This window comes from Azospirillum brasilense (genome assembly GCF_003349955.1).
Lineage (GTDB): Bacteria > Pseudomonadota > Alphaproteobacteria > Azospirillales > Azospirillaceae > Azospirillum > Azospirillum brasilense_B.
This window is the reverse complement of the sequence record NZ_QLKQ01000047.1, coordinates 16,433-32,019: the sequence shown is the minus strand read 5'-3', so window position 1 is coordinate 32,019 and position 15,587 is coordinate 16,433. Positions and strand designations below refer to the sequence as shown.

17 protein-coding genes are annotated in these 15,587 nt (G+C 69.9%); 11 read left to right on the top strand and 6 right to left on the bottom strand.

Annotated features, from left to right (window positions below):
• Positions 1–16 precede the first annotated feature (16 nt).
• On the top strand, positions 17–1,036 hold the full coding sequence (locus DXK32_RS20025; protein WP_114860114.1) for a glycosyltransferase: 1,020 nt from the start codon (positions 17–19) through the stop codon (positions 1,034–1,036).
• Positions 1,036–1,965 (top strand): glycosyltransferase family 2 protein, encoded by a 930-nt coding sequence (locus tag DXK32_RS20020; protein ID WP_114860113.1) that lies wholly within the window; start codon positions 1,036–1,038, stop codon positions 1,963–1,965. Before DXK32_RS20025 ends, DXK32_RS20020 begins: the two co-directional genes overlap by 1 nt.
• 9 nt (positions 1,966–1,974) lie before the next feature.
• Here the strand turns inward: DXK32_RS20020 and DXK32_RS20015 are convergent, their stop codons facing one another.
• Positions 1,975–3,417, bottom strand: coding sequence for a hypothetical protein (locus tag DXK32_RS20015; RefSeq protein ID WP_162801271.1), 1,443 nt, complete (start codon positions 3,415–3,417; stop codon positions 1,975–1,977).
• Positions 3,418–3,707: 290 nt separating this feature from the next.
• On the opposite strand from DXK32_RS20015, the gene rpmH reads away from it, so the two are divergent.
• The 6 genes from rpmH to DXK32_RS19985 all read left to right on the top strand — a co-directional run bounded on the left by rpmH (position 3,708) and on the right by DXK32_RS19985 (position 8,522).
• Complete coding sequence (rpmH, locus tag DXK32_RS20010; RefSeq protein ID WP_014239280.1) at positions 3,708–3,842, top strand: 50S ribosomal protein L34; 135 nt, start codon at positions 3,708–3,710, stop codon at positions 3,840–3,842.
• A 5-nt stretch (positions 3,843–3,847) separates the two neighbouring features.
• On the top strand, positions 3,848–4,345 hold the full coding sequence (gene rnpA, locus DXK32_RS20005; RefSeq protein ID WP_114860111.1) for a ribonuclease P protein component: 498 nt from the start codon (positions 3,848–3,850) through the stop codon (positions 4,343–4,345).
• Positions 4,342–4,662: a membrane protein insertion efficiency factor YidD gene (gene yidD, locus DXK32_RS20000; protein WP_014239278.1), complete on the top strand. Its 321-nt coding sequence runs from the start codon at positions 4,342–4,344 to the stop codon at positions 4,660–4,662. Before rnpA ends, yidD begins: the two co-directional genes overlap by 4 nt.
• Before the next feature lie 27 nt (positions 4,663–4,689).
• Positions 4,690–6,429 (top strand): membrane protein insertase YidC, encoded by a 1,740-nt coding sequence (gene yidC / locus DXK32_RS19995; RefSeq protein WP_114860110.1) that lies wholly within the window; start codon positions 4,690–4,692, stop codon positions 6,427–6,429.
• Positions 6,430–6,586: 157 nt separating this feature from the next.
• Positions 6,587–7,249 (top strand): ribosome biogenesis GTP-binding protein YihA/YsxC, encoded by a 663-nt coding sequence (gene yihA, locus DXK32_RS19990; RefSeq protein WP_114860109.1) that lies wholly within the window; start codon positions 6,587–6,589, stop codon positions 7,247–7,249.
• Positions 7,250–7,253: 4 nt separating this feature from the next.
• Positions 7,254–8,522, top strand: a complete 1,269-nt coding sequence (locus DXK32_RS19985; protein WP_114860108.1) for a cation:proton antiporter — start codon at positions 7,254–7,256, stop codon at positions 8,520–8,522.
• 4 nt (positions 8,523–8,526) lie between these two features.
• Here the strand turns inward: DXK32_RS19985 and DXK32_RS32270 are convergent, their stop codons facing one another.
• Positions 8,527–8,703: a hypothetical protein gene (locus tag DXK32_RS32270; protein WP_162801270.1), complete on the bottom strand. Its 177-nt coding sequence runs from the start codon at positions 8,701–8,703 to the stop codon at positions 8,527–8,529.
• Positions 8,704–8,871: 168 nt separating this feature from the next.
• Here DXK32_RS32270 and argB point away from each other — a divergent pair, with 168 nt between their 5' ends.
• Genes argB through DXK32_RS19970 form a run of 3 tightly spaced genes read left to right on the top strand, consistent with a single transcriptional unit; the run spans position 8,872 to position 11,120 of the window.
• Positions 8,872–9,771 carry an acetylglutamate kinase gene (argB, locus tag DXK32_RS19980; RefSeq protein ID WP_109070784.1) on the top strand — a complete coding sequence of 300 codons (900 nt, stop codon included), beginning with the start codon at positions 8,872–8,874 and terminating at the stop codon, positions 9,769–9,771.
• Positions 9,772–9,795: 24 nt separating this feature from the next.
• Entirely contained in the window at positions 9,796–10,125 is a 330-nt protein-coding gene (locus DXK32_RS19975; RefSeq protein ID WP_114860107.1) for a hypothetical protein, read from the top strand.
• An 11-nt stretch (positions 10,126–10,136) separates the two neighbouring features.
• Positions 10,137–11,120 (top strand): magnesium transporter CorA family protein, encoded by a 984-nt coding sequence (locus DXK32_RS19970; protein ID WP_114860106.1) that lies wholly within the window; start codon positions 10,137–10,139, stop codon positions 11,118–11,120.
• A gap of 7 nt (positions 11,121–11,127) precedes the next feature.
• Here DXK32_RS19970 and DXK32_RS19965 read toward each other — a convergent pair whose 3' ends face one another.
• The 4 genes from DXK32_RS19965 to aceB all read right to left on the bottom strand — a co-directional run bounded on the left by DXK32_RS19965 (position 11,128) and on the right by aceB (position 15,473).
• Positions 11,128–11,670: an MAPEG family protein gene (locus DXK32_RS19965; protein ID WP_114860105.1), complete on the bottom strand. Its 543-nt coding sequence runs from the start codon at positions 11,668–11,670 to the stop codon at positions 11,128–11,130.
• Positions 11,671–11,675: 5 nt separating this feature from the next.
• A complete protein-coding gene (locus DXK32_RS19960; protein WP_114860104.1) occupies positions 11,676–12,632 on the bottom strand; it encodes an acetyl-CoA carboxylase carboxyltransferase subunit alpha in 957 nt (318 codons plus the stop codon).
• 87 nt (positions 12,633–12,719) lie between these two features.
• A complete protein-coding gene (locus DXK32_RS19955; RefSeq protein ID WP_114860103.1) occupies positions 12,720–13,634 on the bottom strand; it encodes a DMT family transporter in 915 nt (304 codons plus the stop codon).
• Positions 13,635–13,868: 234 nt separating this feature from the next.
• The gene (aceB, locus tag DXK32_RS19950; RefSeq protein ID WP_114860102.1) at positions 13,869–15,473 is read right to left on the bottom strand and encodes a malate synthase A; all 1,605 of its coding nucleotides are present in this window, start codon (positions 15,471–15,473) and stop codon (positions 13,869–13,871) included.
• Between the last annotated feature and the right edge of the window lie 114 nt (positions 15,474–15,587).

Here is a 15,587-nt window from a genome sequence, read left to right as displayed (position 1 = left end):
GAGGAACCGCCCAGCCATGGCTCAGGACCAATTTTCGGCAAACAGCGTCCAGGCGGACACCGCCCCGGCGCGCATCGCCCACGGCGTCGTGGCGATCGTCGTCACCCACAACCGCCTGCCGCTTCTGGCCACCTGCGTCGCGGCGATCCTCGGCCAGCAGCCGCGGCCGGAGCGGCTGGTGGTGGTCGACAGCGGCTCCGGCGATGGCACGCCGGAGTGGCTGGCCGCGCAGGCGGAGGAGTGGGGTGACGCGCTCGTCGTGGTGCGGCAGGCCAACTGCGGGTCCGCCGGCGCCTACCACACCGCCTTCGAGACGGCCCTCGGCCTCGGCGCCCGCTGGATCTGGAGCACCGACGACGACGGCATCCCGCAGCCCGGCGCGCTGGCCGAGCTGCTGGCCCAGGCGCGGCACCACGGCCTGTCCATGGTCGGCCCGCTGGTGCTGGCGGCGGAGGACCGCTCCACCCTGGCCTTCCCCATGCAGGGCACCCGCGACCCGGACAGCCTGATGGCGCGGGCGGTGGACGGGCTGGTGCCGGGCACCATCGCCCTGTTCAACGGCACGCTGATCGGACGGGCGGTGTTCGAGCGGATCGGCAACGTGAAGCGCGAGATGTTCATCTGGGGCGACGAGTACGAATTCACCCTGCGCGCCCGCCGCGCCGGGCTGAAGGTCGGCACGGCGGTGAAGGCGCTCCACATCCATCCCGGCATGTCGCGGACGGAGCACAAGGTGCTGGGCGGCCGTCTGGGCACGGTGGAGACGATGCGGACCGACCGGGCGCCGCATTTCTTCCGCAACATGGGCTACATCCACGCCACCTACGAGAAGGCCGGGGTGATCCCGCGCATGATCGCCAAATACACCGCCCATTATCTGGTGAACCGGGACGTCCGCGGCCTGCGGGTCTTCCTCGACAGCTACCTGTCCGGCCTGCGCGACGAGTATCCGGAGGAGCTGAAGCGCCCGCCGGTCCGGCTGCCCCTGCCCGAGCGGCCGCGCGCCGCGCCGTCGTCCTCCAGCGAGGTCGCCTGATGCCCACCGTCAGCGCCGTCATCGCCACCTTCAACCGCGCGCCGGAGCTGCGCACCGCGCTGTCCCGCCTGCTCGCCCAGACGCATCCGGTCGCGGAGATCCTGGTGGTGGACGACGGGTCCACGGACGGCACCGACGCCATGGTGCGGGGGGAGTTCCCCAGCGTCCGCTACGTCCGGCTGCCGCACAACGCCGGGCTGATCTACGCCCGCAACTTCGGCTTCGTGAACACGGCGGGCGACTACGTGCTGTCGGTGGACGACGATTCCTGGTTCGCCGAGCCGGACGGCCTCGCCCGCGCGGTGGCCTACATGGAGACGCACGCCGACGTGGCGGCGGTGGCCTGCAACATCGAGACGCGCGACGGGCTGGTCTATTTCCCACCCCAATCCGATCCCTTCGACGCGCCCTGGTACGTCGGCTGCGGCCATCTGCTGCGCCGCCGCGCGGTCGCCGCCACCGGCCTCTACATGCCGGAGCTGTACCGCCAGGGGGAGGAGAAGGACCGCTGCCTGCGGCTGATCGGCGCCGGCCACCGGGTGGTCGCCCTGCCCGGCGTCATGGTCTATCACGACAAGAGCGAGAAGGGCCGCAAGCCGGGGCTGGAGCGTTTCTACAACCACCGCAACGACCTGATCCGCGAGATCGCCCGCTGCCCCGCCGGCCTGCTGCCCTGGCGCTTCGCGCGGAGCTGGATCGGCAACAGCTGGAAGAACCTGCGCCACGGCCCGCGGCTGACCGACCTGAAGGTTCTGCTGGCCCTGCCGGAGATCGTCCGCATCGGCCTGAAGCATCGCGCCCCCGTCAGCGAGGACGCCTACCGCCGCTGGCTGCACCTGTCCAGGACGGCCGCACCCAATTCCCCTCCCCTGCAAAGCGGGGGAGGGTCAGGGAGGGGGCAAGCCGGCATCCACCGCACCTCCCCCTGAAAACACCCCCTAAGCCGACGTCCGCGCCAGATGGTGCCCGATCGCCGTGCGCAGCTTGTTCAGGCGGCGCGGCAGCTTGCGCAGCTGGCGCAGCACGGCGGGCTGCGGCGGGTTGATCGGCTCGCTCAGCAGGTCGGGGGCCATGCGGCGGATCAGCTCCGCCTGATGCTGGCTGGAGCGGCGGACGTCCACCGGCATGGCGAGCGCGATCGCCAGGAAGTCCGCGCAGTTGCCAACCTGGAAGAGCTGCCGCCCGGTCAGGTCCACCCCCTGGTCGATGGCCGACAGCCAGCCGGCCACCCGCTGCTCCAGATAGAAGCGGTCGCGCAGGTCCATCGTGCCGCCCGGCAGCACGTCCGGCGTCTTGACCACCCAGGCCAGCCAGTCGCGCAGCGCCTCGCAATGGGACGGCGGGTTGTAGAGCTTGCCGCGGAAGGCGTCGAAGATCCGGGCGGCGATGTCCTCGCCGTCGGCGGCGAGGCCCGGCGGAATCTGGCCCCAGTAGAAGCAGCGCGCCACCTCGAAGACGCCGCCGTGCAGGACCACCGCCCCCTCCGGCACGCCGTCCCAGGCGCCGTTGGCGTAGAACTCGCCGTCCATCGCGGCGGTGTGCCCACCGGTGTGGGCGGCGTAGTCGCGCGCCCGCTCGGCGTCCAGCGGTGGACAAGGGATCAGGTGATGCTCCACCCCGGCCAGCCGGGCCAGCTTCGGCGGCAGCTTGCGGTCACCCGGCGTCAGGTCGCGGTGGTCGAAGGTGAAGGTGGCGAAGGGCACCCCGGCCTTCTGCGCGGCGGCCAGCAGCAGCCGCGTGTCGTAACCGGCGGTGAGCTGGAGCAGCAGCGGGCGGTCGCCGCCCTCCGGCCCCGCCAGGGTCCGGTGCAGGTTGCGGATGGCGGTGACCAGGATCGCTTCCATCCGCTCATAGGCCAGCGAATCGGAGAAGCCCGGCGGAACCGCCGGGAAGGGCCGGCGGAAGGTCAGGAAGCCCGGATCGTCCATCGGCCGGGCGGGGTCGAGCACCTGGGTCGGCAGCAGCCGGCGCACCCCCGCCAGCCCGGAGCCGGGCAGCGGGTACCAGTCCAGCCCGGCCTCGTGCGCCAGCGGGCGGCGGAAGCTCGCCTCCCCGCCCAGCAGTTCGGCCATCACGCCGGCGCTGGAGGTGAGGGTCAGGGCGCCGCCCACCATGCCGTAGAAGCAGCCGAGCGTCCCGCCGGTGTCGAGATGGACCGCGCGGTTGTTGAGCAGCAGCCAGCGTCCCGTCCAGGAGCGGCACAGCTCCGCGATGTCCCCGGCGCGGGACGCGGCCAGCGCCTCCGCCGGGTCGGGGCGCGCCGGGTCGGTCTGCACGGGAAGCCCCAGCAGATGCCAGACCGTCTTGTCCCCGCCCAGCACGCGCCGGACCGGCAGGTCGGGACAATGGGACAGGACGAGCCCGCCGATGTCACGGCTCACCCAATCCGGACGGAGCGCGTGGGTGTTTCTGGACACGATGAATTGCCGCCGGTGCAGCATGCCGACTTCCCCCGGACCTTTCGCGAATGTCAGGGGGTAAACACGCCACACGGCGGGGGAGGCAGGGCCCTACCCCTTTTCACCCTCCTTTGCGCCACCCTTCTTGTCTTTGCCCATCCGAACGGAGAATATTTCCCACGCTTGGGTGGCAGCGCGTGATTGACTCCGGGGGTCGGTACCTCTATACAGCGGGGCTCATTTTTTGCCCTGAGATCGAGGAGTATGGTGCCGTGAAACGCACGTTCCAGCCCAGCAAAATCGTGCGCAAGCGCCGGCATGGCTTCCGCGCCCGCATGGCGACCGTCGGTGGCCGCAAGGTGATTGCCCGCCGTCGCGCCAAGGGCCGCAGTGTCCTGAGCGCCTGATACGCATGGCGGCGCCGGACCCCAGGGTCGGGCGCCTGAAGCGGCGGCCGGAATTTCTGGCCGTGGCCGGTACACGGCGCAAGCATGTGGCTCCCGGCCTTATCCTGCAGGTGCGCCGACACGACGAACGGCAGCGGCCCGCCCCTGGCGAGCCGCCGATTCGTCTTGGCCTGACGGCGAGCCGCAAAGTGGGGAACGCGGTCGTGCGCAATCGCGCACGCCGCCGCCTTCGCGAAGCGGCCCGCCAAATTCTGACCGCCCACGCGGCCCCCGGTCACGATTTCGTGCTGGTGGCCCGCGCCGCGACGGCCGAAAGGCCGTGGACGGAGCTTGTGGGCGATCTGATCGCGGCGCTGAAACGCCTCGGCCTGTGGCGCGATATCTCTAAGAGCGAAGTCTCGAAGAGCGACGCGTCCGGGAACGGGGCGACTGGCGGGCCAAACGCCGTCACTTCCAACGGCGGGACCGGCAACGGTTCCGGCGGCGGGGAGGTCGGCGCGTGAGCCCGCTCGCCTATTTTCTGCGCGCGCTCGTGGTCGGTTATCAGTGGACCCTGTCGCCCTTCATCGGGTGGCACTGCCGATTTCAGCCGACCTGTTCAAACTATGCGCTGGATGCGCTATCTAAGCACGGAGCGATCCGGGGCAGTTGGCTGACCGTCCGGAGGCTTCTGCGCTGCCATCCCTGGGGCGGGTGGGGATATGATCCCGTGCCCGAACCGGGGCGGTCCACCCGCTGTTCGCACGGGCCGGACGAATCGGCGCATCGATGCAGCAATTCGCATGCCGGCCTGAAAACCGGCGTTCGGCCCCCTTCTTAACAGAAGGCCCACGGCAACCGGGATGCCATGACCGATCAACGCAACCTCATCCTCGCGATCGCTCTGTCGATCGCCATCCTCCTGGGATTCCAGTATTTCTACGATGGACCCCGGGTGAAGCAGCAGCAGGCTGCGCAGCAGGCCGCCCAGACGGAGCAGTCGGTCGCCCCCGGCGCCGCGCCCGCTCCGGGCGCCGCTCCCGGTTCGGTTCCCGGCACGGCGGCTCCGGCCACGGTCCGCGACCGCGCCGGCCTGCTCGCCGAGCAGATGGCCGCCGGAACGCGCGTCAAGATCAACACGCCGTCGCTGCACGGATCGGTCAATCTGGTTGGGGGCCGCATCGACGACCTGACGCTGGCCGACTACCGCGTCACCCCCGATCCCAAGAGCCCGGAAATCGTCCTGCTGGCCCCCGCCGGCACGCCCGAGGCCTATTACGCCGAGTTCGGCTGGGTTCCGGAGGACAAGTCGCAGCCGGTTCCCGGCGCCGACACCCGCTGGACCGCCGCCGGCACCGCGCTGACGCCGGACCAGCCGCTGGTCCTGACCTGGGACAACGGCAACGGGCTGGTGTTCGAGCGGACCATCGCGGTCGATCCGAACTTCATGTTCACGATCACCCAGAAGGTGCGCAACACGGGGTCCGCTCCGGTCAGCCTGCTGCCCTACAGCCTGGTCAGCCGCGCCGGCACGCCGCACACCGACGGCTACTACATCCTGCATGAGGGCCCGCTCGGCGTCTTCGACGGCAAGCTGAACGAGCACAAGTACGACGACCTGCGCAAGGCCGGCACCATCTCCGCCCAGTCGACCGGCGGCTGGATCGGCATCACCGACAAGTACTGGCTGGTCTCGCTGGTCCCCGACCAGAAGGCCCCGATCACCGCCCGCTTCGTCCACTCCGCCCCCGGTGCCGCCGACCGCTACCAGGTCGACACGCTCGGCAAGGCCGTGGAGGTCGCCCCCGGCGCCACCATCGAGCTGACCGACCGTCTGTTCGCCGGCGCCAAGCAGGTCCGCCTGCTCGACGACTATTCGGACAAGCTGGGCATCGCAAACTTCGACCTGGCGATCGACTTCGGCTGGTTCTACTTCCTGACCAAGCCGTTCTTCTACGGGCTGGACCTGCTGGGCCGCCTGTTCGGCAACTTCGGCATCGCCATCCTGGTCTTCACCGTGATCGTCAAGGCGGCCTTCTTCCCGCTGGCCAACAAGTCCTATCACGCGATGGCCAAGATGAAGAAGCTGCAGCCCAAGATGATGGAGCTGCGCGAACGCTTCGGCGACGACAAGGTCCGCCTGAACCAGGAGATGATGGGGCTCTACAAGCGCGAGAAGGTCTCGCCGGTGTCGGGCTGCCTGCCGATCCTGATCCAGATCCCGGTGTTCTTCGCGCTGTACAAGGTGCTGTTCGTGACCATCGAAATGCGGCACGCGCCGTTCTTCGGCTGGATCCACGACCTGTCCGCGCCCGATCCGACCACCATCTTCAACCTGTTCGGTCTGATCCCGTGGCAGCCGCCGCACCTCCTGATGCTGGGCCTGTGGCCGATCATCATGGGCATCACCATGTACTTCCAGCAGAAGCTGAACCCGGCACCGCCCGATCCGGTGCAGCAGAAGGTGTTCCAGTTCCTGCCGATCATCTTCACCTTCATGCTCGCCAGCTTCCCGGCTGGTCTGGTGATCTACTGGGCCTGGAACAACACCCTGTCCATCGCCCAGCAGTGGATCATCATGCGGCAGGACGGTGTGAAGGTGACCTGAGGGTTCTCTTCACCTGATACCCGGCTTCCCTGATTTCCCTGTCTGTTTGCAGGGCATCGACCGCCGGCAAGCGCCTCCCTTGACGGGCGTTTGCCGGCGGTTATGTTTTGGGCCGGTCACGATCACCCGCACCCCGTGTCTTTCGAAAGCGCCGTCCATGACCACTTCCAGCAGCTCCCCGATCTCCGGTTTCGACGAGGAGGCCCTGGAAGCGGGGCGGCTTCTGTTCGCCAAGGAATGCGATTTCATCTGGGGCGCCCAGACGGCGGAGCAGTTGCCCGAGGCCGACCTGCCGGAGGTCGCCTTCGCCGGGCGGTCCAACGTCGGCAAGTCCAGCCTCGTCAACGCGCTGACCGGGCGCAAGACGCTGGCCCGCACCTCCAACACGCCGGGCCGCACCCAGCAGCTCAACTTCTTCAACCTCGGCAACCGGCTGAAGCTGGTGGACATGCCCGGCTACGGCTACGCCAAGGAATCGAAGGAGAAGATCGAGCTCTGGAACGACATGGTCCGCCGCTTCCTGCGCGGCCGGGTCACGCTGCGCCGGGCGTTGGTTCTGGTCGATTCGCGCCACGGGCTGAAGCCCAACGACGAGGAGATCATGACCATGCTCGACCAGGCGGCGGTGCCCTACGTCGTCGTCCTGACCAAGTCGGACAAGGTGCGGTCGCAGGAGCTGGCCGAGGTGAGCAAGCGCACCGTGGCGGCCATCAAGAAACACCCCGCCGCCTTCCCGGAGATCCACGCCACCAGCGCCGAGAAGGGCCAGGGCATCGCGGAGCTGCGGGCCAGCCTCGCCCAGCTCGCCAGCCTGGGATGACCCGATGGCCGTCGAGCCGACCCCGGCGCTGCTGTTCCTCCTCCAGGCCATCCTGCTGATCGCCGGTCCGTTCCTGCTGTGGCGGCTGTCCGGCCTGAAGCATGTGGCCCCGATGGTGGTGATACAAATCCTGTTCGGGATCGCGCTCGGCCCGTCGGTTCTCGGGCAGGCCGCCCCGGAACTCTGGCAACCGCTGTTCGCCAGGGAGTCGCTGGCGCCGCTCTCCGGGCTGGCCCTGCTCGCCGTGGTCTTCTTCGCCTTCCTGACCGGGCTGCATCTCGACCTGGAGGAGTTCAAGGGGCGCGGGCGCGTCTTCCTCGGCATCGGCCTGTCGAGCATGATCGTGCCGACGCTGCTCGGTGGGGGGCTCGGCTGGCGGATCGTCGGCGCCTTTCCCGAAATGGCCGGGCCGAAGGCCGACCCGCTGCTGTTCGCGGCCGGATTCGGCATCTGCGTTGGGGTGACCGCCCTGCCGGTGCTGGGCGCCATCCTGCGCGAGATGGGGCTGATCGGCGAGCGGGTCGGCCGGCTGGCGCTGGGCTACGCGGCGGTCAACGACGCGCTGCTGTGGCTTCTCATCACCGCCGTGCTGGCCCTGGCGGCGGGGGGAAGCGGCGGGTTCGCCGGGGTGGCGCAGATCGCCGTCCTGGGCTTCGCCTATCTGGCAGCGACGGCGCTGCTCGCCCGCCCCCTGCTGACCCGGCTGATGAACCGCATCGCCCCGGACGGCGACGTCGGCGACATGGTGGTGGTGGTCACCTGCGCCGCCCTTCTCGGCTCCGCCGCGGTGACGGAGCTGATCGGGCTGCACTACATCCTGGGCGCCTTCGTCGCCGGCACGGTCATGCCGCGGCGGCTCGCGTCGGCCATCCTGGACCGGCTGGAGCATTTCGCGACGCTGATCCTGCTGCCCTTCTTCTTCACCCTGACCGGCCTGAAGGTCGATCTCGACCTCGCCGCCTCGGCGCAATGGTGGGTGTTCGCGCTGGCGACGGTGGCGACCCTCGCCGGCAAGGTCCTGGGCACCGCCCTGCCCGCCCGGCTGTCGGGCGAGAGCGCCGCCGATTCCTGGCGGCTCGGCACGCTGATGTCCTGCAAGGGGCTGATGGAGGTCATCGTCCTGACCATCCTGCTGGAGGCCGGGGTGCTGTCGGAGGCCTGCTTCTCCGCCATGGTGCTGATGGCGGTGGTGGTCACCGCGCTGACCCAGCCGATGACCCTTCTGGCCGGGCGGATCGCCGGCCGCCGGGGCAGCCACCCCGGCACGGCCTGATTCCTCAGCCGGGCTTGCCGTCGCTGCGGCCCCGTTCCTTCAGCGCCTTGTCGGCCTCCGTCACCTCCTGGGCGTTGGGGGAGCCGTCGATCTCCTCGGCCCGCCGGGCGGTTTCCTCCATCTCCGCCTTGTGGGCCTCGGTGAAGGGGTTGCGCGGCGTCGGCATGATGCGGTCGTTCATGGCGGGGTCCTTGCTGGCTCGTCCTGCCTTGGCGAACCGCCGGGCGTGGTCAAGGGTTCCCGGACGCGGCACCCCCTGAAAAAGCCCCCTAGGCACCCCTCGCGCTTTCCGTTAAAGAGTCGGCGGAATCTCACCCGATTGGCCCACCCCGACGAACGGCTCCATCCCGTGCAGAACACGACCCGCGACGAGTGGCTCGCCAAGGCCCGCACCCTGTCCGAAGCCCTGCCCTACATGCGCCGCTACGCCGGACGCACCTTCGTCATCAAGTACGGCGGCCACGCCATGGGTGACGACAGCCTGGCGGAGAAGTTCGCCCGCGACATCGTCCTGCTGAAGCAGGTCGGCATCAACCCCGTGGTCGTGCACGGCGGCGGCCCGCAGATCGGCCAGATGCTGCAGCGGCTGGCCATCAAGTCCAGCTTCATCGACGGCCTGCGCGTCACCGACAAGGAGACGGTCGAGGTGGTCGAGATGGTGCTGGCTGGCTCCATCAACAAGCAGATCGTCGCCGCCATCAACAACGCGGGCGGCCGCGCCGTCGGCCTGTCGGGCAAGGACGGCAGCCTGATCACCGCGCGCAAGCTGCGCCGCACCCAGCGCGACCCGGACAGCAACATCGAGAAGGTGCTGGACCTCGGCTTCGTCGGCGAGCCCTATCAGGTGAACCCGCAGATCCTCACGTCGCTGGCCCAGTCGGACATCATCCCGGTCATCGCCCCGATCGGTTTCGACCGCAACGGCGACACCTACAACATCAACGCCGACACCGCGGCGGGCGCCGTCGCCTCGGCGCTGGGCGCCACCCGCTTCTTCCTGCTGACCGACGTCGCCGGCGTTCTGGACAAGAACAAGGAGCTGGTGCCGCGCCTGTCGCTGGACCAGGCGCGCGCCGCCATCGCCGACGGCACCGCCACCGGCGGCATGATCCCGAAGATCGAGACCTGCATCGACGCCGTCGAGCAGGGCGTGGACGCCGCCGTCATCCTGGACGGCCGGGTGCCGCACGCCCTGCTGCTGGAGATCTTCACCGAGGGCGGGGCCGGTACGCTGATCGGCCGCGAGTGACCGCGTAAGCGAGGGGGACCCGCCATGTCCGACGTGCGCAAGGACCTGCTCCGCCAGATGAAGGCCATCCGCGAACGGATGGACCCGAAGCTGCTGGAGCGCGCCAAGCTGTCGGTCTTCGGCAAGGTCCCCTACGACCGCGACTCGGCGAAGGAAGCCGTCGGGCATTTCCTCGACTCCAAGGACGACGGCGGGGCCTTCCGCCGCAAGCTGGAGGACGCGCTGCGCCGGGACGGTGCGCCCGCCGACCTTCCGGACGGGGATGCCACCGGGGACGCCGCCAGGGACGCCGATGGCCCCGCCGAAGAGCCGTCCCAGCCGCGCAAGCCGCGCCGCTTCGGCCGTCTCCTCTAAAGCGGGCCGCCATGCTCCACGTCTTCGCCTGCGATGGTGACCGGCTGCGCTGGGCCCGCGAGGCCGAGGGCGTCGCCACTCCCCTGCCCACCGACGCCGTCTGGCTCGATCTGCAGAACCCGACCCCGGAGGAGCTGGCCCGCGCCGAGGCGCTGATGGGCATCAAGCTGCCGACTCGGGAGCAGATGGCGGAGATCGAGGAATCGAGCCGCCTGCGCATCACTCCCGGCGCCATCCACATGACCGCGCTGGTCCTGGTCTGGGCCGACACCGACCAGCCGCGCATCGTCCCGGTCAGCTTCGTCCTGGCCGGCGGGCGGCTCGCCACTATCCACACCGTCGACCCTCAGCCCTTCCTGGCCTTCCGCCGCCGCGTCACCCGCAGCGGCGGCGCGGAGCTGACGGCCGAGGCGGTCCTGGCCGCCCTGCTCGACGGGGTGGTGGAGCGCACCGCCGCCGTCCTGCGCCGCGTCGGGCTGGAGCTGGACACCATGGGCAGCCGCGCCTTCCGCGGGCGCGCGCTGCCGGTCAAGGGGGAGCGGCGCGACGACACCCGCACGCTCAAGCGCATCGGCCACACCGGGCACCTGATCGGCAAGGCCCATGTCAGCCTGTCGACGCTCAACCGCCTGCTGACCTTCCTGGCCCGCGGCGAGGGCTGGACCCCGGCCAAGCGGACCCGGCGCTGGGCGCGCGCCGCCCTGCAGGACGTCACGGGGCTCGGCGAGTACGCCCAGTTCCTGTCGGGCAAGGTCAGCCTGCTGCTGGACACCACGCTGGGCCGCATCAACGTCGAGCAGAACGAGATCATCAAGATCGTCTCGATCCTGACGGTCGCCCTGTTCCCGCCAACCCTGGTCGCCAGCATCTACGGCATGAACTTCGTGCACATGCCGGAGAAGAACTGGACCTTCGGCTATCCGCTGGCGGTCATGCTGATGGTCCTGTCGGCGGCCCTGCCGATGATCCACTTCAAGCGGCGGCGCTGGCTGTAACCCCCGCTCAGCCGACGGCGAGCACCAGCGCCCAGCCGAGCACGACGAGGTTGACGGTCAGCGTGACCGCCATGCCCGGCGCCCGCACATAGGGGTGGATCAGGTAGCCCGCCCAGAACAGCAGGCGGCCCAGCACGAACAGCGCGGTCGCCAGCCGGGCGAAGCCGAGATCGGGCAGCGGCATCTGCGCCACCAGCGCCGCCAGGGCGGGCACGAAGATCAGCGTCTGCTCCACCGTGTTGGTCAGCACGCGCTGGCTGACCCGGTAGAGGCGCGACTCGGCGTCGTCGATGGGGTTCAGGGCGACGGAGCGGGCGCGGGCGACCAGCACCCCGCCCACCGTCAGGAACAGCACCAGCGCCGGCCACAGGGCGAGCCGCCCCCAGAAGGCCATGCGCGCGCCCGGATCGGCGATGCCGGGCGGCGGCGCGAACAGCGGCGGCAGCAGCCACAGGGCCAGCAGCGCCACGGCCACCGCGGCGAGGTTGACGGTGGCCGCCAGACGCAGAAGACGGGTCTTGGAGGGACGGGTCTCCGGTGCGGCGGCCATGGAGCTTACCCCAGGCCCTTCTGGCCCATGTCGAGGAACTTCTGGCGGCGCTGGGCGCGGACCGCCGCGCCGTCCAGCCCGTCGAGATCGCCCAGCGACTCCTCGATGGCGTCGCCCAGCGCCTTGATGGTCTCCGCCGGATCGCGGTGGGCGCCGCCGATCGGCTCGCTCACCACCCGGTCGATGACGCCGAGCTCCTTGAGGTCGTGGCTGATCAGGCGCAGCGCCACGGCGGCCTCGCCGGCCATGTCGGGGTTGCGCCACAGGATCGACGCGCAGCCCTCCGGCGAAATGACGGAGTAGATGGCGTGCTCCAGCATCAGCACCCGGTCGGCCGTCGCGATGGCGATGGCGCCGCCGGAGCCGCCCTCGCCGATGACCGCGGCCACCATGGGCACGGACAGGCGCAGGCAGCGCTCGATGCTCTTGGCGATGGCCTCGGCCTGGCCGCGCTCCTCCGCCTGGACGCCGGGGAAGGCACCGGCGGTGTCGACCAGCGAGACGACCGGCAGTTTGAAGCGGTCGGCAAGGTCCATCAGGCGCTGGGCCTTGCGGTAGCCCTCGGGCTTGGCCATGCCGAAGTTGTGGCGCACGCGCGTCTCGGTGTCGTGGCCCTTCTCCTGCCCGATCACCACGACCGAGCGGCCGCGGAAGCGGCCCAGCCCGCCGATGACCGCGCGGTCTTCGGCGAAGCCGCGGTCGCCGGCCAGCGGCGTGAAGTCGTCGATCAGCCCCTTCACATAGTCCAGACAGTGCGGACGGTTGGGGTGGCGGGCCACCTGCACCTTCTGCGCCGGGGTGAGCTTCGCGTAGGTCTGCCGGAGGAGCTTGTCGACCTTGGTCTGCAGCTTCGTCACTTCGTCGGCGATGTTGATGTCGCCGGCGTTGGTCAGGTGGCGCAGTTCCTCGATCTTGCCTTCAAGCTCGGCGATCGGCTTTTCGAATTCCAGGAAGGTTTGCATGCCGGAAGGATCACGGACCGAATAGGATAGGACGCGGACGTCGCGGACCGGCCTTGGTACCACGGTGCGCGGCGGCGATGCCACAGCTTATCGCGCGAATCGCCGGCCAAAACTGACCAGAAGCACGCCCAGGACGATCACCGCGGCCCCGCCCCACACCCAAGGGGAATAGCGCTCGCCGAACAGCAGCGTCCCGGTGCCCAGCCCGACCGAGGTCGCCACGTAGCCGATCTGGCTGAGATAGACCGGCCCGGCGACGACCTGGAGCCGGAAATACAGCACATAGGTCAGCGCCGTCACCGCGATCTGAATCAGGGCCAGTGCGGGCGCAAGGCCCAGCGCCGGCAATTCCGCCACCGCCCCGGTGCCGAGCAGCGCCAGCAGGACCCAGCCTGCCCCGCCCAGCATGGTCCCCGCCGCCAGCGCCACCGGCTGCCCGCCCGGCGGCCAGGCCACGGTGCGGTAGACGTTGCCCGCCGCGACCGCGGCCGGCATGACGAAGGCCAGCGCCATCCAGCCGGCCAGATCGGGCGAGGGCAGGCTGCCGCGCGGCCCGACGATCATCAGCGCGCCGGCGAATCCGAGCAGGATGCCCGCCACCCGGCCGCGGTCGGGCTTTTCGATCCGCACCGCCACGGCCATCAGCAGCGTCAGGATCGGCGGCAGCGTGTAGACCACCGCCGACAGCCCGGCCCCCAGCCACGGCATGACGAAGAACAGCACCACGTTGGGCAGCGCCATGGACAGCAGCCCCGACACCGCGAAGTAGCGCAGATACCGCCCGGTCAGGGGCATCGGCTGCCGTTTGAAACGCGCCAGCCCGGCCAGGATCACGCCGGCGCCCAGCATCATGGAGAAGGCCCAGGGCAGCGGCGGCACGCCGGCCGCCTGCGCGATCTTGGTGACCGGAAAGATCACCCCGATCAACCCGCCGACCAGGAGCAGCAGCGCGAGCGATTCGGCCCCGCGCGAGGCCGGCGGGACGGTGGCGGATGTGGACACGGGAACGGAACCTCAGGCTCGGGACGCGGACGGGCCAGCGAACATGGCGAAGCCTCCGCCTTTTGCCAAGCAGGTCGGGCAGGCTGGGAACGCGTCTGAGTGTTGCCCCCACCCCGGCCCTCCCCCGCTTCGCAAGGGAGGGAGCTTGGCGCAAAGCGGCGGCAGTCCCCTCCCCTGCGCAGCGGGGGAGGGTTAGGGTGGGGGACCGTAGGTACGAGAGTCCAGAGAGGAGCCTCACGCCCCCTGCGCGACGATGCGGTCGTAGGCCGGCAGGGTCAGGAAATCCACGAAGTCGTCCCGCTCCACGAGGTCGCGCAGCATCACCGCGGCGTCTTCGTACAGGCCGTGGTCGAAGGCGCGGTCGCCGACGCGGGCCTTCCAGGCGGCCAGCTCCTCGGCGATGGTCTCGTCCACCAGCTCCATGGTCACCGGGCGCCCGTCGTCGAGGCTGGCGCGATGGTGGACCCACTGCCAGAGCTGGGTGCGGCTGATCTCCGCGGTGGCGGCGTCCTCCATCAGGTTGAACAGCGGCACGCAGCCGACACCGCGCAGCCACGACTCCAGATAGCCGATGGCGACGGCCACGTTGTTGCGCAGACCGCGCTCCGTCTTCGGCCCCTCCGGGACGGCCAGCAGGTCGGCGGCGGTCACGCTGACGTCGGCGCGCTTGCGGTCGATCTGGTTGGGCTTGCGCATGTAGGCGTCGAAGACCTCCCGCGCGACGGGGACGAGGCCGGGATGGGCCACCCAGGTGCCGTCATGGCCGTTGGACACCTCCCGCTCCTTGTCGGCGCGGACCTTGGAGAAAGCCACCTCGTTGGCCGCCGGATCGTCCTTCACCGGGATGTAGGCGGCCATGCCGCCGATGGCCGGGGCGCCGCGGCGGTGGCAGGTCTTGACCGCCAGCAGGCTGTAGGACTGCAGGAACGGCGTCGCCATCGTCACCTCCGCCCGGTCGGGCAGGACGGCGGCGGGGTCGTTGCGGAAGGTCTTGATGAAGCTGAAGATGTAGTCCCAGCGCCCGCAGTTCAGCCCGGCCGAATGGTCGCGCAGCTCGTAGAGGATCTCGTCCATCTCGAAGGCGGCGAGGATGGTCTCCACCAGCACCGTGGCCTTGATCGAGCCGTGCGGGATCTTGAGATAGTCCTCGGCGACCGAGAAGACCTCGTTCCACAACCGCGCCTCGAAATGGCTTTCCAGCTTCGGCAGGTAGAAATAGGGGCCGGAGCCGTGGGCCAGCAGCTCCCGCGCGTTGTGGAAGGCGTGGAGGGCGAAGTCGAACAGCGCGCCCGACACCGGTTCGCCGTCGAGGGTGACGTGCTTCTCCGCCAGATGCCAGCCGCGCGGGCGGACCTTGAGGACGGCGGTCTTGTCGTTCAGCCGGTACTTCCTGCCCGACGCGGGATCGTCGTAGGCGATGGTCCGCCGCACGGCGTCGCGCAGGTTGACCTGCCCCTCGATCAGGTTGGCCCAGGACGGGCAGCTCGAATCCTCGAAATCCGCCATGAAGACCTTCGCGCCGGAATTCAGCGCGTTGATGATCATTTTGCGGTCCACCGGCCCGGTGATCTCCACCCGGCGGTCGAGCAGGTCGTGCGGCAGCGGCGCGATGGTCCAGTCGGCCTCGCGGATGGCGCGGGTTTCCGGCAGGAAGTCCGGCCGGTGGCCCTGCTCGATCAAGGCCAGCCGCTTGGTCCGCACGTCGAGCAGGCGCAGCCGTTCCGACCCGAACCGCCCCTCCAGCTCCGCCAGGAAGGCCAGGGCCTCCGGCGTCAGGATCGTCTCGACGCCCGGCGTGAGCGGACCCAGGATCTCAAGCCCGGAGATGGTCGTGGCCATGCGGTTCCCCCTGTTCGTCGCGAGGGCGGTCCGGCGCGGTCGCCGGCCAACCCCATTGGGACAAGGGCTATACCACAGCGGGAGAAGCCGCCATAGCCGGATTGGTATCTTTCG